The organism is Bradyrhizobium sp. P5_C12, assembly GCF_054049735.1.
On the sequence record NZ_JBFULU010000026.1, the window covers coordinates 79,062 to 99,293 of the forward strand.

Annotated in this window: 17 protein-coding genes; 9 read left to right on the top strand and 8 right to left on the bottom strand. The window is 61.3% G+C overall.

All coding sequences use genetic code 11. From position 1 onward, the window contains the following. Window positions 1-16 precede the first annotated feature (16 nt). A complete protein-coding gene (locus ACXJMY_RS22875; RefSeq protein WP_456621604.1) occupies window positions 17-751 on the bottom strand; it encodes a metallophosphoesterase family protein in 735 nt (244 codons plus the stop codon). Window positions 752-901: 150 nt separating this feature from the next. After that, window positions 902-1,183, bottom strand: coding sequence for a hypothetical protein (locus ACXJMY_RS22880; protein ID WP_456621605.1), 282 nt, complete (start codon window positions 1,181-1,183; stop codon window positions 902-904). Between the two features lie 343 nt (window positions 1,184-1,526). Here ACXJMY_RS22880 and ACXJMY_RS22885 point away from each other — a divergent pair, with 343 nt between their 5' ends. After that, on the top strand, window positions 1,527-2,951 hold the full coding sequence (locus tag ACXJMY_RS22885) for an undecaprenyl-phosphate glucose phosphotransferase (RefSeq protein ID WP_456621606.1): 1,425 nt from the start codon (window positions 1,527-1,529) through the stop codon (window positions 2,949-2,951). 81 nt (window positions 2,952-3,032) lie between these two features. On the opposite strand, the gene ACXJMY_RS22890 is transcribed toward ACXJMY_RS22885, so the two are convergent. The 6 genes from ACXJMY_RS22890 to ACXJMY_RS22915 all read right to left on the bottom strand — a co-directional run bounded on the left by ACXJMY_RS22890 (window position 3,033) and on the right by ACXJMY_RS22915 (window position 9,833). Continuing rightward, window positions 3,033-3,560 carry a hypothetical protein gene (locus ACXJMY_RS22890; protein ID WP_456621607.1) on the bottom strand — a complete coding sequence of 176 codons (528 nt, stop codon included), beginning with the start codon at window positions 3,558-3,560 and terminating at the stop codon, window positions 3,033-3,035. Between the two features lie 253 nt (window positions 3,561-3,813). Continuing rightward, complete coding sequence (locus ACXJMY_RS22895) at window positions 3,814-6,039, bottom strand: Wzz/FepE/Etk N-terminal domain-containing protein (protein WP_456621608.1); 2,226 nt, start codon at window positions 6,037-6,039, stop codon at window positions 3,814-3,816. A gap of 20 nt (window positions 6,040-6,059) precedes the next feature. Next, window positions 6,060-6,638, bottom strand: a complete 579-nt coding sequence (locus tag ACXJMY_RS22900; protein ID WP_456621609.1) for a hypothetical protein — start codon at window positions 6,636-6,638, stop codon at window positions 6,060-6,062. Window positions 6,639-6,985: 347 nt separating this feature from the next. Next, window positions 6,986-7,627 carry a transglutaminase-like cysteine peptidase gene (locus tag ACXJMY_RS22905; protein ID WP_456621610.1) on the bottom strand — a complete coding sequence of 214 codons (642 nt, stop codon included), beginning with the start codon at window positions 7,625-7,627 and terminating at the stop codon, window positions 6,986-6,988. A gap of 159 nt (window positions 7,628-7,786) precedes the next feature. After that, a complete protein-coding gene (locus tag ACXJMY_RS22910; protein WP_456621611.1) occupies window positions 7,787-8,497 on the bottom strand; it encodes a hypothetical protein in 711 nt (236 codons plus the stop codon). After that, complete coding sequence (locus ACXJMY_RS22915; protein WP_456621612.1) at window positions 8,469-9,833, bottom strand: O-antigen ligase family protein; 1,365 nt, start codon at window positions 9,831-9,833, stop codon at window positions 8,469-8,471. The genes ACXJMY_RS22910 and ACXJMY_RS22915 overlap by 29 nt, the downstream gene beginning before the upstream one ends. Before the next feature lie 396 nt (window positions 9,834-10,229). Here ACXJMY_RS22915 and ACXJMY_RS22920 point away from each other — a divergent pair, with 396 nt between their 5' ends. The 8 genes from ACXJMY_RS22920 (at window position 10,230) to ACXJMY_RS22955 (ending at window position 20,137) form a co-directional block, all read left to right on the top strand. Next, window positions 10,230-11,432, top strand: coding sequence for an acyltransferase family protein (locus ACXJMY_RS22920; protein WP_456621613.1), 1,203 nt, complete (start codon window positions 10,230-10,232; stop codon window positions 11,430-11,432). A gap of 88 nt (window positions 11,433-11,520) precedes the next feature. Further along, window positions 11,521-12,636: an acyltransferase family protein gene (locus ACXJMY_RS22925; protein ID WP_456621626.1), complete on the top strand. Its 1,116-nt coding sequence runs from the start codon at window positions 11,521-11,523 to the stop codon at window positions 12,634-12,636. Between the two features lie 300 nt (window positions 12,637-12,936). Beyond that, window positions 12,937-14,136 (top strand): hypothetical protein, encoded by a 1,200-nt coding sequence (locus tag ACXJMY_RS22930; RefSeq protein ID WP_456621614.1) that lies wholly within the window; start codon window positions 12,937-12,939, stop codon window positions 14,134-14,136. Between the two features lie 94 nt (window positions 14,137-14,230). Next, complete coding sequence (locus ACXJMY_RS22935; RefSeq protein WP_456621615.1) at window positions 14,231-15,331, top strand: acyltransferase family protein; 1,101 nt, start codon at window positions 14,231-14,233, stop codon at window positions 15,329-15,331. Further along, entirely contained in the window at window positions 15,328-16,404 is a 1,077-nt protein-coding gene (locus ACXJMY_RS22940; RefSeq protein WP_456621616.1) for an acyltransferase family protein, read from the top strand. The genes ACXJMY_RS22935 and ACXJMY_RS22940 overlap by 4 nt, the downstream gene beginning before the upstream one ends. 63 nt (window positions 16,405-16,467) lie before the next feature. Further along, window positions 16,468-17,655, top strand: a complete 1,188-nt coding sequence (locus tag ACXJMY_RS22945; protein ID WP_456621617.1) for a glycosyltransferase family 4 protein — start codon at window positions 16,468-16,470, stop codon at window positions 17,653-17,655. Further along, window positions 17,652-18,668, top strand: coding sequence for a glycosyltransferase family 2 protein (locus ACXJMY_RS22950; protein ID WP_456621618.1), 1,017 nt, complete (start codon window positions 17,652-17,654; stop codon window positions 18,666-18,668). Before ACXJMY_RS22945 ends, ACXJMY_RS22950 begins: the two co-directional genes overlap by 4 nt. 20 nt (window positions 18,669-18,688) lie before the next feature. After that, window positions 18,689-20,137 carry a lipopolysaccharide biosynthesis protein gene (locus ACXJMY_RS22955; protein ID WP_456621619.1) on the top strand — a complete coding sequence of 483 codons (1,449 nt, stop codon included), beginning with the start codon at window positions 18,689-18,691 and terminating at the stop codon, window positions 20,135-20,137. The last annotated feature ends 95 nt before the right edge of the window (window positions 20,138-20,232 follow it).

The window sequence follows — 20,232 nt, forward strand, 5'->3', positions numbered from 1 at the left end:
CAACGGCGTGCAGTGGCTAGATCGCAAGCATGCTGTTGCCCTGGATGGACAGCAGCGTCAGGTTGCCGGTGGCATATGCCCCGGTGTCGATGTTGGCCCGGTTTTCGAGCAGTTCGGCCTGCCGCACCGGCGTATGGCCGTGCACGACGTATTTGCCGAAGCGTCTCTTGCTCTGGAGAAATTCGTCCCTGATCCACAACAGGTCGGACTCGCGCTGTTCGGACAGGGGAATCCCCGGACGGACCCCGGCATGGACGAAGAAGAAGTCGCCGCATGTGAAGGTTGGCCGCAACTGACGCAGGAATTCGATATGCTGTGGCGGCATCGCGGATGCGAGCTCACGCACGAGATCGGACTGCTCGTCCTTGCCGATCCCCGGCGCGGCCGACACGCCGTACGACATCAGGGTCTGGAGGCCGCCGAATTGAAACCATTCGGTGACGCGCGAGGGATCGTCCAGCACCGAGGTGAAATAGGCCTCGTGATTGCCCTTGAGAAAGACCGTGTTGCGACGGCGGCTGCGCCTGATCAGGAGATCGAGGGTGTGGCGCGAGTCCGGTCCGCGGTCGATGTAGTCGCCGAGGAAGACCTCGATCGCGCGATATGGACGGCTGTTCGCCATGTCCGCATCGATGACGGCGAACATCTGCTCGAGCAGGTGCGCGCAGCCGTGGATGTCGCTCATCGCATAGATGCGCACGCCGTTCGGTAGTTTCGGCCGAGGCGAAATTTGGGGCGCAGGCGTGGGCATGGGGTCCAACTCTTTCAGAGAGCTTCGCCCGTGATGTCAATATGCTATCGACGAAATCGGGGCGGCACGAGCCACTTTTTTCCCAGCGCGTGCGAATGATTGCCCATATCGATCACCTGCGCGATTCGACGAATCGCCGATCCCGCCCGATCAGCCGAAGCTCTGGCTGTCGAATGACGGCGCAGCAGCCTTGGTGCGATAGGCCGATGTTCGCGGGCGGATCAGAAGCGCGCCGCCGATATAGCCAAGCTGGAGCACCGCCGCGAAGACAAGAATCGTAACAACCGTGTGAGCCGAATCGTGTCCCTGCCAGGCAGAGCCCGCACCAAGAATCGCCCCACCGAGAACGATGACGGGCGGCAGGATGAAGACCCGGAATCGTCCTCCCAGCAACGATCCGATCAACAGGCTGAAAATGGCTACGGTACTCACGACACAACTCCCTGAATTGGTCACGAGTGTTAACGGCGGCGACCTAATAACGGCTTAAGCGGCATGGTTGAACAGCCGTTCAAATGCGCGCGCAATGCTGTGCGCAAATGCCGCGATTTGCCGGGAATCGCGGCGTGGTGCCCGCATTATTGTCACGTGTGTGACAGGACTTTGTGCATTCTCTTGTTGCGGCGCTGCGTTGCAGAAAATCGATTTGATTTTTTCGGTGCACTGCCGCAATGTCGCTTTGTTTAGTTAAGATATACTTTGTCCCACGTCGACGATTTCGATGTATTGGCTCGCAATTCTCAATTGCGATGAGCGACGAGGCAGCGAGGTTCGGATGGCTGTAGCAACTTACGGTTCGGAAAACTATTATTCGGCTATATCGAACCGGCGCGGTGCTCTCCAAAGACCCCTCCAGGTGGCATTGATCGCCGGTGACTTCGTCGCCGTGCTTCTCAGCTATTTCGCGGCGAACGGTCTTTATCGCACGCTCGTGGCCGAGCAGGATTCATCCGTTGGAGCGGGTCTCGTCGTCGGCGCGGTGTTCGTGACGATCGCTTACTTCCAGGGCGTCTATGATCATCATCGCCTCTTGAATACGATCTGGCAGCTCCGCAAGGCTCTGGCGGTCTGGTTCATCTCGCTGACCATTCTCGCGGTCGAGGCCTTCCTGCTCAAATCGTCCGCGGATCTGTCGCGCGGGACCACGCTGTTGTTTGCCGCGACGGGCGGCGTTGCCTTGGGCGGGCTCCGCGTGCTGTGGCGCCTGGCGCTGACGTCGAGCTACGCCAAAGGGCGCCTGGTCGACCGGAAGGTGGTGCTGCTCAGCCTCAAGCCTCTCGATTTCACCTCGAGCCGCTTCAAGGATCTGCGCAAGCACGGCTTCAATGTCGTGCGGCATTTCGTGCTCGAGCCGTCCGAAGAGGGCGCGGGCTGGGATCGCGAGATCCGCGACATCACCCGTCAGGCGCGGACGGCGGATGTGGAAGAATATCTCCTGGTCATCGACTGGGACGAAATGCCTCTGCTCCAGAAGCTGAGCCAGCACCTGCGCGTGGTTCCGCAGCCGATCCGCCTTCTGCCGGATTTCCCCATCGCCGATCTGGTCTCGCGCCCGTTCCAGCCCGTCAGCGGCACGGTCGCGATCGAAATCCAGCGTGCGCCGCTCAGCGTGTTCGAGCAGGCGCAGAAGCGCTGCCTCGACATCGGCCTTGCCTCGTTCGCGCTTCTTCTGCTGGCGCCGCTGCTGGTGACCGCCGCGATCATGATCAAGCTCGATTCGAAGGGCAACGTGATCTTCAAGCAGTCCCGGCGCGGGTTCAACGGCAAGCAGTTCGAGATCTGGAAGTTCCGCTCCATGACGGTGGCGGAGAACGGACATGTCGTCACGCAGGCGACGAAGAGCGACGTGCGGGTGACGCGCGTCGGTCGCGTGCTGCGGCGGACCAGCATCGACGAACTGCCGCAGCTCTGGAACGTCCTGCGCGGCGAGATGTCGCTGGTCGGGCCGCGCCCGCACGCGCTGGCGCACGATAATTATTACGACCAGCTCATCAGCAACTACGTCTATCGCCATCACATGAAGCCCGGCCTGACCGGATGGGCCCAGGTCAACGGCTTCCGCGGCGAAACCCCGACGATCGATCTGATGGAAAAGCGGGTCGAGTACGATGTCTGGTACGTCAGCAACTGGAGCATCTGGCTCGACATCAGGATCATCCTGAAGACCGCGCTGGCGCTGATTCATCAGGAAGCCTATTGAGCCCTTGACGGCTGGGGTCTGGTCCCGCGCACGTCCATAGGCCCAGCGTCGCCAACGATGCCCGTAAAGGGCAGGAATGGGCTAGTCCCTCATATGGGCAGGCCTGTCATCCGACGGGTAGCAGGGATGGCGCAGTTGCAGTCCCTTTTCCGTGACGTAGCGCCGAAATAGTTCCCGGTCGATTTCCGGCGCTCCGCATGTCCGGTTGAGAAGTTCGGCACGCGCGCCCGCGGCGGCTGTCTGATAAAGCGCGGCCGCGCTCGGAAACAGACGCGCGCTGAAGACGTCGGTGAAATCCTGAGCCGCACTCGCTTTCAGCTCGGGCGACAGCGCGCCATAGACGCGAAGTGCCAGCGGCGCGCGAATGAGCTGCAGCCAGGCTTCGTGTGGCGCGAACCTGTAGGAAAGGCCGAGCAGCGTCGCCGCGTGCGGTCCAAAGCCTTCCTGACGTATTGCCGACCAGTAGGCACCGAGCCACCCCAGTCCTTCGGAAGGCGCGCAGAGCAGCAGCGCCCGGCTCGAGGACGTAACCGCCTCGGTGTCGACGTCAGCCTGCTTCAGGTCGCCGCTGCGTGTCGACTCGTCGGCGACTGCCAGCTGCAGCAGCAAGAGCTCTCGCATCGTCTTGGTGCTGCATTGCCGCTGGGCCGCTGCCAGATTCTCCGCGACCAGCTGCCTGAGCTGATCCGTATCGTATCTCTCTCCGCGTGAAACCCGACTGGCGACCTGCGGGATCGCCGCAGACGTCAGATTGGGGGCCGCGTATACGACCCACGCCATTGCGCCGGCCGCAAGAGCGATGTTTACGCCGAGCAGAACCTGACGATATCCTCGCGGCGACGGCGGCTGCGCAGGTCGCGCGCTAGGCTCCCTCGACATAATAGCTGCCGTAGTGCGAGCCCTTATACGCCTCGATCCGCTTCAGCATCTTCGGATTGGCGCGGTTGAGCACGGCACCCAGCACCTTCTTCTGGATGCCTTCCGAGCTTGCCATCGACTCCTGCAGCGCGTTGCGGCTGGTGCGGCCCCACTCGATCACATAGACCATGGCGTCGACGAGGTGGCTGACGGCCTTGGCGTCCGTCACCGGCATCACCGGCGCCAGATCGATGATGATGTATTCGTATTCCTCGCGCACCACCGCGAGCAGGTCCGCCATCGACTTGGATGCGATGACGTCCGCCGAGTTCACCATCCGCGATGCGAGGAAGGACGGCATGAAATCGAGCCCGCTCTCCTTGCTGCGCTGGATATGATATCCGAACGAGCGCGGATCCTTCAGGGCCTCGACCAGGCCGGTCTTGGCGTGAGGGGCGAGTTCTCGTGTCAGCGACCGGGTGTGGAGGTCGCCATCGATGAGCAGCGTGCGGTGCCCGGTCAGCGCGGTCAGGTGCCCGAAATTGGCGGCGACCGTCGTTTTCCCTTCCTTCGGCAAGGACGACAGAATCCCGATCACCTTGACCTCGCGCGACAGCCGGGCCACGTCGATCGAGACCTTGATATTCCGCAGCGTCTCGGCAAATCGCGAGAAGGGATGGTCGACGACGTAGCTGGAGATTGCGGTGTCCGCGGCCAAGCCGTCTGCCGTCTTCAGCAACTGACCGGTGGCGCGAATGTCGGGAAGAACGCCGAGGCACTTGACGCCAAGCTGGTCTTCGACGTCGCTCGGAGACCTCAGCACATCGCTCAGCAGCTCTCTGCCGAAGGCGGCACCGAATCCGAAGCACAGTCCGCCGAACAGTCCGCCGATCAATGCCAGCACGGTCTTGGGCGAGCTCTTCTTGTCGGGTTTGACCGCCGTGCCGATGATGCGCGCTTCGCTGATCGGGAAGCTCTGGTTCTGCGTGGCGTTCTGCAGCTTCTCGAGGAAGTTGTTGTAGAGATTGCGGTAGGTATCGGCCGCGCTCTCGAGGTCGCGCAGCTTCACCTGCGCCTGGCTCGTGCTGCCAGCCTGGGATACGAGGGTCTTGAGATTGTCGTCCAGCGACGTTTCGCGGCTCTTGGCGATCTCGTATTCGCTGCGATACGCGTCAGCGATGCGCCGCACCTCGTCCGCCATCGCCTTGCGCAACTCCTCCATGCGATTCGCCAGATTGATCGCCGCCTGGTGAGTCTTGCCGTAGCGGGTCGACCAATCCGCATACTGTGCCGCCAGGTCGAGGTATTGCGCCCGCAGACGGGTGATCACGGTGTTGTTGAGAGCGTCGGTCACGGTCGGCTGGACCAGATCCTTGTCGAGCACTCCTTCGATGCGGTCCAGGCGAGCCTTGGCTTCAGCGGTCGCTGCGCGGGCCTGGATGAGCTGCGTGTTGACGTCGGTCAACTGCTGCTCGCTCATCAAGCCGCGGCTGGTGCCGACGATGTTGTTCTGGGCCTTGAAGGTCTGCACGGCCCGGTCGCTTGCGGTCGCCTGCTCGCGCAGCTCAGCGCTGCGCTGCTGGAGCCATTCGCCGGCGCGCTTGGTCGACTGGTACTTTGCCTCGAGCGCCCCAACGATATAGGCGTCCGCGACCGCATTGGCGACGAGAGCGGCCTTGTCGGGATTGGCGGAGCGGAACGACACCGAGAGCACGTAGGTGGTCAGAACCCGTTCCACCTTGAGGTTCTTCTGAATGGTCTCGACCGCAGCGCGCTCGATTCGCTCCTTCGACGGAGGGCCGTCGGATCCGAACAGCGACATGGTCTTCCCGATGGCCAGTGCGAGCAGTCCCGGATTGGAGCCGTTGTACTCGGGGTCCTCGATGAGCTTCAGGCGGCGAACGATCGACAGGAGCAGATCGTCGGATTGGAGGATCTCGACCTGGCTATCGACAAACCCGGTGTCGATCAGGGCATTCGACATGCCGCTGTCCTTGTCCAGCACCTGAGTCTGGCGGGTGTCCATGAGGATGCGAGCGTTAGCCGTGAACATCGGCGTCGCCACCAGCAGGTAGATGATGACGAGTGCCAGCGCGGCTCCGACGATCGAGGCGATCAACGGCCATTGGCGGCGCAGGATGTCGATGACGCGGTCGACGCTGAGAGTCGTGCCGCCGAGCTCGATTGCGTATTTGGCGCGGGGCTGGAATTGATCGCGAGGTTGAAACATCTGTTGGAACGCTCGAATGGCTATTCGGGAAGCGGCATGCTTGCGAAGGGGTCGGCAAGTTCGGTCTTGTATTCGCCCGACATCATGCTTGCCCCGGGCTTGGGCAAGTTGGCTGCCGTTGGCGGCGGAAGCGGTACGTCGTCGGGCTCGGACGAGTATCCGGCGAGCACGGCGCTGTCGTGCATCTTGGCGACGAAATCGCTGATCTTCCGTGCGGCCTCAGGCTTGCTCGCGCGGCAGCGGATTTCGGCGCGGTGGAGCGCCGTCCCGATAGACGCGCGGTCGGCCTGGGTTGCAGCTTGCGTAAGGCCCTGCACCGACTTGAGGACCGATATGTCGGTGACAAGGTAGCCCTGAAGGCGCCCCGATAGCTTTTCCTTCTCGTTGCGCAATTGGATCAGGAGAGAGCTCGGCTCAGACACGAAGGCATCGAGCGCGATTTGCGGCACTCGCTCCGAGCGGTCGACGCATTGCGCGTGTGCGGCGCCGGCAGGTCCGCAAAGCATCGTGACCGACGCGACGATCCCGATGATCCATCTGCGGCCGGCGTCAATCAGCTTCGACTGAGGCAAGTTATCTTCCATCTCGCTTACGTTCACCGACTAACGCTGGACGGACTTATAAGAACCGCTTGATGTAGATAAAGTATGTCAAATTTTTGTGCGGTGCAAAAATAGCTGGAAACAGTGGGGCCTGCCAAGTCATTTTTCGCTTCGCTGCAAGGCCTTAGGGCGGGAGCCTATACGGCGGCACCCTCTTAGCAGAGCGTCCAAATCTGCGCCATCTCGCAGCGCACGGAGATGACAGGTTTCCGGTCGCATATCGCCCTCGGATGCGCCTGATACCTTGCCTAGATATTGCTCAGGTCATGACCAGAGGTCCAAAACGTTGATGGGTCCCGATCAGGATCGGGACCCATCATCAGTTCTTCCTAGGATTTTGAGTCTCAGGACGGGGTCCGCAGTGAAGCGAGGCGGCTGGCGCGCAAATGCTCGCCGTGCTCGCTGACAGCCACCCAGAAGCGCGGGTTGCTGCCGGATTGCATGGAAATCCACTGATAGCCGGCCGCATTCCAGGGGCGGACGGATGAGGAGAGATTGTCGAGCACGACGTCGCCGTCGCTCATCCGGGCGACCAGCACAAGGTGCCCTTGCCCGCCAGGGGTGAGGACAACTGCAAGTCGCAGCGCCGATTTCGGCCAGCCCATCTCGATGAGGCGGTGCCGCTTGGTCACGGCGTAATCGTTGCAATCGCCGGCGGCAGGAGACAGCGTCCAATGCCTGAGCAGCGGGTTGGTCGGTTTTTGCATCGGCGTGATGGCATCGTTCACCGAGCGATTGACCTCGCGCAGCATCGCCGACGCCCGCTCGCCGGAAGGCGGCGCCTGCTGGTCCGCAACCGTATCCGGTTCGCACTCCGTGCCATAATTCATGCAAAACTTCACGAACTGGAGCGGTGCAAGCGCGTTGTCATATTCGCTGATGAAGGAGCCCGCAGCGCGCGGGTTGTCGATGATCGTGTCGGCCTTGGCAGCGGCGCCCGCACAAGCGAGCCCGGCCGCCAGGAAAGATCTGAAAATCCAGCTCATAGTCATCCCCGTTATTCGCCATTGTTCTTGACGCTAGGGGATACAACGAACCCATTAGGTTCGGGTTTTGCAGTCAATTACAATTTTATCGGCTCCGCGAGGCTGGTTCCTTGAACCGTCGTTTGGTTAAATTTTCCTGCCGGGTTGCAGGCGGCGTTGTCAGCGGGACGGGCTGACGGAGGTCAGCGACGTGGTCGTCGTGGCCGCGGCCGTGAACAACGTCTGCGTTTGTGCTTGAGCGCTTGCGCTGCCACCGCTCGTATTGAGCGCAACCGGGTCGGTCGATGTCGCGGCACCGCCGCGATCCTGCCCGCCTCCCGCGTTGCTTCCGCCGCCGGCGGTCGTCTCGCCGGTGGGGTCGGCGCCGCTGGTCACGTCTGTCTGGATGTCGCCGGTAATGCTGGTGAAAGACGCGATCAGGGCCGCGTTATCGGTCTTCAAGACCGCTTCCTGAATGAGTTGCGCCACGCCCTGTTGCGACAGAACACAAACGGAAGCCGCAGTTCCGAGACCAGCGCCGATGGCCCGGCTCTGTTCCTCGTTGCTGGCTCTTGCGAGCGAAACGATGCCTTCGACGGTCTCGGGACGCGAGGTCAAAAGGTCACGAATTTCCGAGGCCAGGCCGCCCTGACCGTCCTTGAACTGGTCGAGCAATGCTGCCGGATTTGAAAGAAACGTGTTCGCGCGCTCCGCCGAGACCAAATTGGCGTTGGCTCCGCACGGCGCGCTGTTGCCGGTCGCCGCGAACGACGGGGTGATTGTGCCGTATAATGCGGCAACGCCGAGGAGAACCGAGAAAACTTTTCCAGACTTCATGATGATCGCCCAACTCTTTTTGTTTTTATAATTCATTTTGTCCAAACTTGCCACGTTCTTTCCGTAATTCGGACGGGAGTGTTTGGGCCAGCCCGCAACCGACGATGGCAGCGAAAAAGACCCCGAAACCGGGTATTTGCACCGAAAAGTCGATGCAACTATGAACCAGTCCGAGCACCGCGACGCTGGCGCCGACGATTGGTATGTAGCGGTCACGCTTTCGCCGCAAGCTGCTTCTTAACAAAAGGTAAACATACCAGAGGCAACACACCACGATGAAGGCGGCGGCGGGCAGGCCGAGCTCCGCCGCAAGCTCCAGCGGTGTCGAATGGGCGCGGTCCCATATTCCGAGACTTCCGAGCTCCGCGGTCCGGTATGCCGGGAAAGTTGCCTCGAAATTGCCCCAGCCGATGCCAAACATCGGATAGTCGTGGATGATGGCAATGGCGCGCTGATAGGCATTGGACCGCTGCTCATCAATGAGGCCRTAAGTGCCGATTCGCCCGGCGACGGCGCCGCCAACGAGCTGGAGGAGCAGCAGCGCCACCACGGGGATTCCCGCAGCGAATCCCCATCTCCGCAGCTTGCCGATCGGCAACGGCGCGAGATAAAGCCCGCAGGCGAGCAGAAGTGCACAAATTGACAGCAGTAGTCCCGCGCGAGAGCCCGTCATCGCAGTCGCCGTCACGCAGATCGCAAAACCGATGCCGAGCGCGACCGGTGAAGATGAATAGAACGTGACACGGTCCGAGAGCCGGGGAGATGCCGGCGCATCAGGATGGTCGCGGCGATGCGCGAAGCGAAGTAGCGGGACCAGAAACAATATCGCGCTGCTGCCCCAAAAGACCGCGGCGGTGTTTCGATTGACGAAAGTGCCGGTGGCGTAGCCGAGATAGGCTTCCTTGCGTCTCGACAACAGGCCGTTGGGGTCGCTGACTTCGGCAAGAATGCCGTACACTGCGTAGGCACATCCGGCCCAGGCGAGAATCAGCAGGAGCCGGCGTGCGCTGCTCGCATCGGTCGAGATTGCGAAAGCGCGAATGAACACCATCGCAAGCAGCAGTGGATAGCCGAGCGCGAGCCACGGACCGCTGACCGTTGTCGACATGCGGCTGGGAGCCGGGATGCCAAGCCCCGTCGAGGGAAGCTGCCAGACCGGATTGCCAGGCGCAAATGGCGGCTCGCGCCATTCCTGGACGATCGCGATCGCTGCAACCATGGCGAGCGTGACGAGCAGCGGCGTCAGGAGCCGCACATCCTCGCGGCCGATGCCGTCGAGATCGGCCGTCACGAGGCTCGCCGCCATCAACGCGCACCAGATGCAGATCCAAATCTGGTCGGTGGATCCGAGCGGCAGCGGCGCCAGAACGAAAACCGCAAGCGCCACCATCCTGGACACGATGTTCAGCTGGCGCTCCCCACGAGTATGACTGGCTGTTCGCACCGAAACGGGAGACGAGCTCCGCGACAGCGCCGATAAAGCATCAATCCGGCCCTTTCGGAAGTGATCATTCGTCTGCTGCAATCTTCACAAGAAAAAAATGACGCCGTGTGTCGATTGCATCACGTGTTCGGCGCGAATGCGTCGAAAATGCGCCGTCGACGCGCCGGGACACAAGCGATTGTCGGTCCAAATATCGGCGTCGCGCCAAGGTTAATCCGACAGCTGCGACACGATGGGCAGGTGCGCGAAATCCGCGCAGGCGCGCCCGTTTTTCGGCGTTGTCAACGCGCGCAATGACCTTTAGAAACCGATGCTGCAGCGCAAGAAATTCTCGGAGTCGACGTGGCGACGCAAGTTCACCAAGAAAAAGAACACGTCCTGTCGCTGGATAGCATTCGCGGAATAGCCGCGGTCACCGTGGTCGTGCATCACGTGATCCGGATGCCGACCTTTCTCGCAGCTTTCAGCACGCCGCCGTGGATCGAGTGCTCGTATTTTCGTGCCGGTGGTTTTCTCGTCGATCTCTTCTTCGTTCTCAGCGGCATGGTCATGTCGATGAGCTACGTGCAATCGGATTTCGGGCGGTTCTCTTTGCGCGACTTCATGGTGCGCCGCTTTGCCCGCATCTATCCGCTTCACTTTGTCATGCTGATCGCCCTGCTTCTCTTCCGCCTGATACGGATCGGTCTCGTGACTCTCGGCGTCATCGTTGCCGTGCCGGCCGCGTTCGAGGTCAACAACGCGTATTCGTTCGTTCTGAACGTGTTCCTGCTGCATTCGCTCGGATTCCTCGACTATTTGAACTGGAATGCGCCGAGCTGGAGCATCAGCGTCGAGTTCTATACCTACCTGGTGTTCGGATTGGTCGTACTCGGCGCGCAACGGCTTGGCTCGCTTCGATGGCTCTATGTTTCGGCGGCTGTGYTTTCCGTTGCGAGCTGGCTGGCGCTCGCGGTGTGGATCGGCAGGGAGGAAATCGGCGCGCAGTACGATTTCGGCATTCTGCGCTGCTTCACGAGCTTCTTTCTCGGCGTGCTCACGGTGAAGGCGGTATCCTACGTGCCGCGCACGATCAGCCCGGCGGTCAAAGGCGCTATCCAGTTCGCCGCGTTGCTCGTTGCCCTGGTGAACGTCTGCTTCATCGAGGCCTGGCCCTGGATCAGCTACCTCACGCCCCTGACATTTGCGGTCTTCCTGGGATCCTTGCTCGCGTTTCCGGATGCGGCAGTCGTGCCTCGCGTGCTGGTGATGAAGCCCCTGGTCTGGGTCGGCAAGCGCTCCTATTCGATCTACATGGTGCATGCGTTCGTCATCCTGCTCGCCGAGTACGGCCTCAGGGCATTTGGACATCGGCCGATCGCCTGGCTCGAATCGATTTATCCCGGTCTGCCGGCGACGCTGAACCTGTTCGTTTTGATCGCGGTGGTGCTGGTGGCGTCGGACTTCACCTATCGTCGGGTCGAACTTTCGGGCGGCAAGCTCGTCCGGCGCTGGTTCGAGGGCAACCGGTTCTTTGCCGCCGCGCCCGCGACGCGTTCCACGTGAGGCCGAAGTCGGGGCGACCTCGGGCAGATCATAGCTGGTGCCGGCGAACCTGGACTCGAAGAGGGAAAGAAAATTGTCTCAATCTCGGGTGACATTGCGCTCGCTCCAGTGCGGACGCGGCCTGGCTGCCCTCATGGTCGTCATCTATCACACGTCGGTGATCTTTCGCGTGCCGACCTATTGGGGGGCCACGCCCTTTGGGGACGTGCCGAAGTTTCTGGATTCGGGCGTCGATTTTTTCTTTGTCCTGAGTGGCTTCATCATTCTGGACGCGCATTTGCGCGACATCGGTTCGCCCGCGCGCGTTGCGAACTACGTCTGGCGGCGAGCGGTCCGCATCTATCCGCTCTATTGGGTGGTCTTCTGCGCCGTTCTGGTTCCGCTGTTGCTGACGAAGGCGGATGTTGATCTGCGCCGCATTGCGCTCGAGTTCTTCCTGCTGCCGGCATCGGGCTTGGTTCCAGATCAGAAGATCGTCGTCGTGTCGTGGACGCTTTGTTTTGAGGTCGCGTTCTACGCGATATTCGCGGCCGCGATCTTCAACAGGGCCTTGGGCATCCTGCTCGGCACGCTCTGGCTGCTGGCTGCGGTCTACTCCGTCGGCGAGACTGTTCCCGCGAAGTGGACCATTCTTTGTTCTCCATATCCGGTTCTGTTCCTGACCGGGATGATCGTCCGACAAGTGTGGAGTTCCGGGAAGTTCAACGTGCCGCTGGCTCCGACGTTTGGGCTCGGTATTGTCATCTTCGCGGCGGCGGCCATCACGCGGGTCAATGCGCTCGGAATTCCGGCCGGGCTCGTGCAGTGGTCGTACGGCGTGGGTGCGGGTTTGATCATACTGGCTGCGGTTGAGGCCGAGCGCCGTGGGTCGCTCGAATTTCCGCAATGGCTGACGAGAATTGGAGACGCGTCGTACAGCCTCTATCTCGTCCATTTCACCGTGCTCTCGGTGCTGGCCAAACTCATTGTTGCGACCAGCGTGTCCAAGGCGGTGCCGCTGCAGGTGCTCTTTGTTGGGATGGCGGTGGTAACCGTCGCCGTCGGGATGGCCGTTCATCTCGCTGTCGAGAAGCCGCTGCTGAAGCTCCTCGGACGCCGTCGTGCGCCCCTGCACCAATCTGCCGGGCCGTTCGCGGACGAGATCCGGGGGAGGGACCCCAGCCCGCAGGATCTGGCTCGCGAGGCCTATTCCACGGATCGATGAACGGGATTTTTGCTCATGCCGTCCAGGAGCTTCCGCGAGCCTTTAACGTTGAAATTGCTGAGTTTTACGGGTATGTTGCGTTGCAATAGACGAGGCGCTAGAGCATCGACCGCGTATTGGACGCCGAGGCGTCCCGTTCAAGATTGGCCGCTTTCAAGGGCGGCCGTTTCTTCGCAGATTTCTGGATGAATGGCAGGCAGCGTGGCATCGAGCGAACGAGATACTCCTATATCGATCGGGTTCTCACTCGAGGCGGTCGCGTTTTGCCTGTACGTCGTGCGGGACGCGTTTGCCGGCGCGATGAAATTCTACTTTGCGAAGCTTCACCTCGAGATTCTRTGGTTCTCGCCCGACTTCGTCGCGATTGTCTGCATTGCGCTGTTCATCAAGCGATGCATCATCGACAACGGGAGCATGATGGCGTTCCTCGTGTTCGGGCAGATCTGCGTCTCGCTCTTCATCGGCTTTTGGTTTCTCGGCAGCGCGACGGCGCTGTTGTCTTCGATCAAGATGATCTTTCCTCTGTTCGTGGGCTTTTGTTTCGCCGACCGGAATTTGGGCGAGTATCGTAATTCACTCAAGATCGTCACGGCCACGCTCTATCTGAGCCTGTTTGGCATCTTCCTTTCGAAATACTGGTCGATGCCGTGGGTCGGCTTCAAATACGAGTCCTTCGGAGCGACGCGCGAAGCAGGACGGTTGTGGTGGTCGTTCCAGGAACAGCGACTGGCAGGCTTCGCCGCCGACAGCACGATGGCCGCCTATTTCATTCTGGTCGCCTATGTTATGACGTCGATCCGCAGGAGCATCCCGTGGTGCATCGTCATGGGGGGAATTTCGATCTATGCGATCCGGCTGACCACCAGTAAGACGGCGATGGGAGTTCTGTTCGTCTATCTGGTCGCGATGCTCTTCGTCCGGTCTCTTCCGTACGAGAAGAGGCTGAATACGCTGCGTTCGTTCACCCTGTGGTCCTATGGGGCGATCCTGGTTCCGATCGTGCTCATTATCCTGTTCACCGGCGTCGATCTTTCGCCGGGAACGAAGGGCTTCTTCTTCAGCCTCCAGGACCGCATCAACAACAGCTGGCAATTGCCGTTCGTCTATCTCAGCCAGCTGATGCCGATCGGAATCGTCACGGGATGCGGGGTCGGTTGCTTCAACTATCCTCAGCAGCTGTTTTCGAATCTGACTGACTATTGGGTCCCGGTCGACAATTTCTACATCGGCACCTACGTGATGTTCGGTTTCCCCTTCGTCATCTTCATGTGGATGGTGTTCAGGTCGACCCTTGTCGTCACGGATGTCTACAAATTGTCCCTGGTGTTCGTGACGAACATCTTCACGATCACCGTGCTCAGCTACGGCCCGGCGACCGGCTTGCTGGTGATTGCGTTGGGCTTCAGCGAGGTCTTCTCGAAAACCGCGACCAGGGTGTTCCAGGGCGGCGGCAAGCGCGAAGTCGTGCTTCCACCCGAACCGCGCTTGTCGACCGGGTGAGTGGAAGAAGCAGGGGCGCGCCGCGACGCGCGGCAATGGCGCGAGGATTCGAGCGGGTCGGGCGGTGGCTCGATGGCGACGAGAGTGACAAAGCATGCACAAGCGCCTTGCGTTCATAGACACGTTGCGTGGCATTGCCGTTCTCTGCGTGCTGCTTCAGCACGTGCTGGAGCAGATCGTGCTCACGGGCCAGACCGGCGCAGCCGAGGGTGTGCTGCATGGCTTGATCGGGTACTACTTCAATTTCGGCCGGTTTGGCGTCGTGTTGTTCTTCTTCGTCAGCGGCTTTGTGGTTCCTTACAGCTTTCCCGAAAGTGCAGCGCCGGCCCGCGACTTCGCCGTGAGCCGCTTCTTTCGGCTCTATCCCATGTACTGGCTGTCCATCATTCTGGCGCTCGCGATCCTGCCGACCGCGGAGGCCAAGGTCTTCCCGATCTGGCAGGTGCTGGTCAATCTGACGATGTTCCAGAACGTGGTCGGGCTGCCCAATATGGTGGTCGCGCATTGGACGCTTGCGATCGAATTGATCTTCTACATCGGTTGCGTCGTCCTGTTCGTCACGGGTCTGCTCCGCCGCAGCACGGCCGTGTTCGCGATCGTCATCGCGATTTCGTGTGCCGGCATCATTCTGCCGATGCTGTTCGAGCAGCGGGTCGTCTCGCGTCTGCTGGAGGTCGTGCTCAATCTCGATGCGATGTTGATCGGGAAAATCACCCGCGACACGGTCATGGGGCGCAAGCTGCGATGGTGGCACGTGGCGATGTGTCTTGGCCTCTACAGCGCGTTCGCCATGGTGATTTTCAAGCGCCTGTATGGCGCCGACTATCAGGGAAATTTTTTCTACAGCTATTCGATCGCATCGGCCTATATCGCGGCCGGAGTCACGTTCGTCACCTTCGCCCGCTATGGCGACAGGCTTGCGTGGCGTGGTCTGACCTTCATCGGCACGATCAGCTACTCGGTGTACCTGATGCAGGTTTACGTGCTGGCGGTGGCGGTGCACTACTTCGGTGCTGGCAGCAATCTGCCGCAATGGATGCTCTTCGCGGCCGGCGTGTTTTCGGTGACGGTTTTGATGTCCTGGGCCAGCTATTACGCCGTCGAGAAACCCGCCGTGGCTTTTGGTCGAACGTATCGCTCGCGACGGAGCGCAGGTGCTGAGGCCATGCCGGTGCCGGAGCGGGGCGTGGCATGACCGAGGCGGCGAGGTCCAATGCTTCAGGCGCGCCGCGGGCGAGCTTTTTTCCGTCGATTCAGGGTCTGCGCGGTCTGGCGGCGCTGACGGTGGTCGTCGCGCATCTCTATGCGATGCCGATGCTTGCCGGATTTCTGCCGACGCTGCCGGGCTGGCTTTACAAGGTGTTCGACACCGGCGGTCACGGCGTCGAACTGTTCTTCATGATCAGCGGCTTTCTGATTCCGGCGAGCCTGGTTCGACACGGCAGGGTCTCGACTTTCATGTACGACCGCTGCCTCCGCATCGTTCCAGTCTTTGTCGTGCTCCACATGGTCGTGTTCACGCTCGGTCCGATCGCCGGTTACAAGTTCTTCAAGGGAATCGACCTCGGAACCTATGTCGAGCTGTTCCTTGTCAATCTGTTCTTCCTTCCCGATGCGCTGGGCCTTCCGATTGCCCAGCAGAATGCCTGGACGCTGTCCTACGAATGGGCCTTCTACATCTGGTTTGCCGCGATCTTTGTCGCCTACCGCGCGGAGAACCGTTGGGTGGCCGTCGTGCTCGGCCTGGTCGCGCTGGTTGCCGTGGCTTACCGCCCGAACACCGCCTTCTTCGGCATCGGCATCTTGTTCGGTCTGATGTCGTTCCGCCTGCCGGTAAAGGGCTGGCTGGGATTGATCGTGGCGATTTCCTGCTTTGCGCTCATGTTCGGGCTGATGGAATATGTCAGCGTGTGGGTCGCGCTCATCCCGGGATTTCTGCTGTTCGCGGTGGTCCTGACGCCGGAGTCGGGATTTGCGCATTTGCTGAGCGCACATGTCCTGCAGTTCATTGGCAAGATCAGCTACAGCATGTATCTCGTGCATCCCTTCGTGCTCTTCCCCTTGCAGATCGTCGGCCGAAAGCTCGCCGAAAGCGGCGTGAATTTCTGGCTGTTGTGGGGCGGGTTCGTTGTCTTGGGTCTCACCCTGACCGTGATCGCGTCCACGCTGAGTTACGAGATCATCGAGGTCCGCCTTCGCGGTGCCCTCGACCGGTTCCTGAGCAAGCGATGGGACGTCGAGCAGACGAAAGTTCAACAGCGTGCCTGATCGAAACCACGCCAGTCAGATGCCTGCAACAGTGGTTTGGTATCCGGTCGAAGGATGCATGATTTGCGTATTCTTGTCCTGACCCACGAATTTCCGCCGTTCCGAGGCGGTGTCGGTACGTATTGTGTGGAGACGGCAAAGGCTGCCGTCGCACAGGGACACACCGTGGAGATCCTCGCGCCGGACTTCGGCAAGGACAATGCGGAGGAGGACCGGCTCTATCCCTTCACCGTGCGTCGCTTCGCCGGCGGCGTCTACGCGACCCGGGCCTTGCCTCGCCTGCTGCTCGCTCTGCTCCGTGCCAAGCCATGGACGTTCGATATCATCCATGCCGCGGACTGGCCGTTCGTGATGCTGATCCCCTGGATGCGGCCGTTCATACGCCGGCGCATCGTCGCCATGATGCACGGCACCGACGTCTTCCTTCTGGCGAAGTCGCGCGCCGCCGGATTGCTGTTCGGCCGGTCCTATTTGCGAGGAGCCGACTATGTCGTGGCCAACAGCCGGTTCACCGAAGACCTCGTTCTGAAATATCACCCCTATCTGGCGTCGCCGCGCCGGACGGCTGTCACGCTGCTCGGCGTCGATCCGTTCTGGTTCAACCCGCCTGTCGGCGCGTCTGAAACGCTGGAACGGCATGGCGTGCCGAAGGGCCGGAAATTGCTGCTGACCGTGGCGCGGCTCGATATCCGCAAGGGCCACCGTTATTTGCTCGAGGCACTCGCCCTGTTGCCTCAGCATGCCAAGGATCAACTCGGTTACGTCATCGTCGGCAAGGCGCTGGATCTGGCCTATCAGGACGAATTGAAGCGGCTCGCGGAAGCAAGCGGCGTGCCCGTCGTGTTCGCGGGCGCGGTCTCGAATGACGACGTTCGAAACTTCTATGCCTCGGCCTGGCTGTTCTGCATGCTCGCCGAACCAAATCCGGAGAAGGTGGAAGGTTTTGGGCTGGCCTACCTTGAAGCGGCGGCGCAGTCGCTTCCGAGTGTCGCCGCGCCGAATGGCGGCGTGCCCGAGGTGGTGCTCGATGGAGAGACGGGCGTTCTCTTGACGGACCGCTCGCCAGAGAAGCTGGCCAATTTGATCGTGGACCTTCTGAGCCGGCAGGACGATGTGACGAGATTCGGTTCGGCCGCCAGGACCTGGGCGCAGACGTTCTCCTGGCAGCGCTGCGCTGAACTGACATATCAGCCCGAACAGGCCGCGCATCGCGCCCCTTCGCGCGCCGAGATCGTTGCAGGAGAATCATGACGTCGCCATCCACACCGGCCCCGCAAGGCCCCCGCGTATCGGTCGTCATTCCGGCCTACAACGCCTCCGGCTGCATCGGGCGTGCGATCGCCTCGGTTCAGGCGCAGACCGAACAGGATTTCGAGATCATCGTCGTCAACGATTGCTCGACGGACGACACGGTTGCCGTTGTCTCCGGTCTTGCCGCGAAGGATGGTCGCATCCGGCTGGTCAGCCAGGAGAAAAACGGTGGGCCATCAAGAGCCCGCAACCGGGGATTCACCGAGGCGCGAGGAACCTGGCTGGCGATCCTGGACGCGGACGATGCCTACAAGCCGGATCGCCTCGAGAGGTTGACCAAGCTGGCCGAGAGCGAATCTCTCGACATGATCGCTGACGACATCACGTATTACGATAGCGAGGCCGATGTCGAATTCGGCGATCAGCGGCTCAGTCCCGGGTTCAACCGCATCGACCTCGCCGGCTTTCTTCGCGCATCGATGTTCCGCCCGCCCCTGCATGATTTCAGCGGGCGGGACGTGTTCCAGTATGCGCTGCTCAAATTCGTGTTCAGACGATTGTTCATCGCCGAGCACAATCTCGCCTATCCGGAAACCCTTCGCGACAGCGAGGATTTCTTCTTCTATTCGGAGTGTCTGCTCGCGGGCGGCCGGGCGGGGCTCTCGTCCGAGCCTGGCTATGTGTATACGCAGCGCATGGGCAAGATTTCGAAGCGGCAATCGGCGCTGACGCGGACCAGGGTCGACCGCATGCAAGTCGTGACCGGGGTCGATCTGCTGCTCTCGCGACACGCGCAGCGCCTGTCGCCTGTCCACAGGCGGTTGTTGCGCGAGCGGCGCGCCCAGGCGATCGGACTGAACGCGCATGAGCGCGCGCGAGACCTGGTCCGTCAGAAGCAGGTCGTGATTGCGCTGCTGGAGCTGGCGAAGACGCGGCCGGCCTGGGCGTTTTCCGTGCACATGCTGCTGCGGCGACGAAAAGACTGGTTTGCAAAGCTCGGCGGCAAGGCCTGATGACGGAAAAATCCGGTCTGATGAAACGAACCGGCGTCGGCGTGCTCTGGATGGTCATCGGATCCGGAGGGCAGACGCTATTCCAGTTCGTCCTGTTCATGATCCTGGCGCGCTTGCTGGGACCGGAAGCGTTCGGTGTCGTCGGCATCGCCACGGCCTTCATCGACATTTCGAACCTGATTGGCCGGGCCGGTCTGACCGAGGTCCTGGTCCAGCGCGCGGAGACGTCTGAGGAAGAACTCGACACGGCATTCTGGAGCAGCTTCGGGTTCGGTCTGCTGCTGACGGTGGTCATGTTCCTGACGGCGCAAAATCTCGCCGATCTCTTTGGCGTGGCCGAGCTGAAGCCGGTGATGCAGTGGCTGGCTCCGATGTCGCTCCTGTTCGCCGCCGGCACGGTCTATGAGGCGAAACTTCGCCGCGAATTCGGTTTCCGCGCGCTGGCGGCACGCAACGTGTCGGCCACCATCGTCAGCGGCGTCGTTGCGATGGTGATGGCATTCACGGGCTTCGGCGTGTTCAGCCTCGTGGCACAGCGCCTCATCTACTACGTCTGGTTCACCGCGGCGATGATCGTGGCAACGCGCTGGTGGCCGTCGCTGAGGTTCCGTCCCCGGATTGCCATTGCTCAACTGAAGGGGGGGATCGCAGTTGCGTTGTCCTCGCTGCTTGGGTCGGGAAACCAGCGGGTTCTGGATCTGATCGTCGGCTATTTCGTCGGCCCCGAGGGCCTCGGCTATTTGCGGATTGCGTGGCGCGGCATCGATCTTCTGCTCGAGCTCTCGATCCGGCCCGTGACCACCGTCACGCTGACATCGCTCGCACGCCTGCAGAATGATCGCCCGGCCCTGATCGACGCCTATCTCCAGCTCGTTCACATGACGGCCGCTTTCCTCTATCCGCTGTTTGTCGGTGCCGCGCTGGTGGCGCCGGAACTGCTGACCCTGATGTTCGGTGCAAAGTGGCAGGCCAGCATCCTGCCCATGCAGATCCTGACGCAGATTGCGCTGTTCGTCCCGCTGATCTGGTACAAGACGAACATCCTGATGGCCATTGGCCGGATGTGGGAAGTCCTGCTCATCAATCTGTTTGAATTCGCGGCCAGCGTGCTCGTGGGCGTGATCGCCGCGCAATACGGCGTCGAAGGAGCCGCAATCGGCAACGTTGTCAGGATGCTGCTTGCTACGCCGGTGATCCTGTTCGCGGTCAAGGCGTGGGTGGGGGTTCCATTCGGGCGAACGCTGACCGCGGTGATGTATCCGGCGGCCGCAACGATCATCATGGCGGGAGCGCTCGCGCTGCTGCGGCCCCATCTGGTGTCGCTGCATCCGATCGCGATCCTGGCGATCATGAGTGTGGTCGGATTCGCGATCTACGCGCCGGCCATTCTTGCGCTGGATCAGACCTTGTGGCGCACCGTGCGGGCCGCCGTGTCGACGCGCACGCGTCGGCCTGAGCCGGCCTCCTGACCGGGCCGGCTGAGAGCGTTTTCCAGCGAGGTGGAGACCGGTTCGCGTAAAGAAAACGCGTCAAAACAAGAATCTAGAGTCCCGTTCCGATTCTA

Excerpts from the sequence above, each read along its gene's own strand:
- ACXJMY_RS22875 (WP_456621604.1), bottom strand. The coding sequence starts at position 751 with ATGCCCACGCCTGCGCCCCAAATTTCGCCTCGGCCGAAACTACCGAAC.
- ACXJMY_RS22885 (WP_456621606.1), top strand. The coding sequence starts at position 1,527 with ATGGCTGTAGCAACTTACGGTTCGGAAAACTATTATTCGGCTATATCG.
- ACXJMY_RS22895 (WP_456621608.1), bottom strand. The coding sequence starts at position 6,039 with ATGTTTCAACCTCGCGATCAATTCCAGCCCCGCGCCAAATACGCAATC.
- ACXJMY_RS22905 (WP_456621610.1), bottom strand. The coding sequence starts at position 7,627 with ATGAGCTGGATTTTCAGATCTTTCCTGGCGGCCGGGCTCGCTTGTGCG.
- ACXJMY_RS22935 (WP_456621615.1), top strand. The coding sequence starts at position 14,231 with ATGCACAAGCGCCTTGCGTTCATAGACACGTTGCGTGGCATTGCCGTT.
- ACXJMY_RS22940 (WP_456621616.1), top strand. The coding sequence starts at position 15,328 with ATGACCGAGGCGGCGAGGTCCAATGCTTCAGGCGCGCCGCGGGCGAGC.
- ACXJMY_RS22950 (WP_456621618.1), top strand. The coding sequence starts at position 17,652 with ATGACGTCGCCATCCACACCGGCCCCGCAAGGCCCCCGCGTATCGGTC.
- ACXJMY_RS22955 (WP_456621619.1), top strand. The coding sequence starts at position 18,689 with ATGAAACGAACCGGCGTCGGCGTGCTCTGGATGGTCATCGGATCCGGA.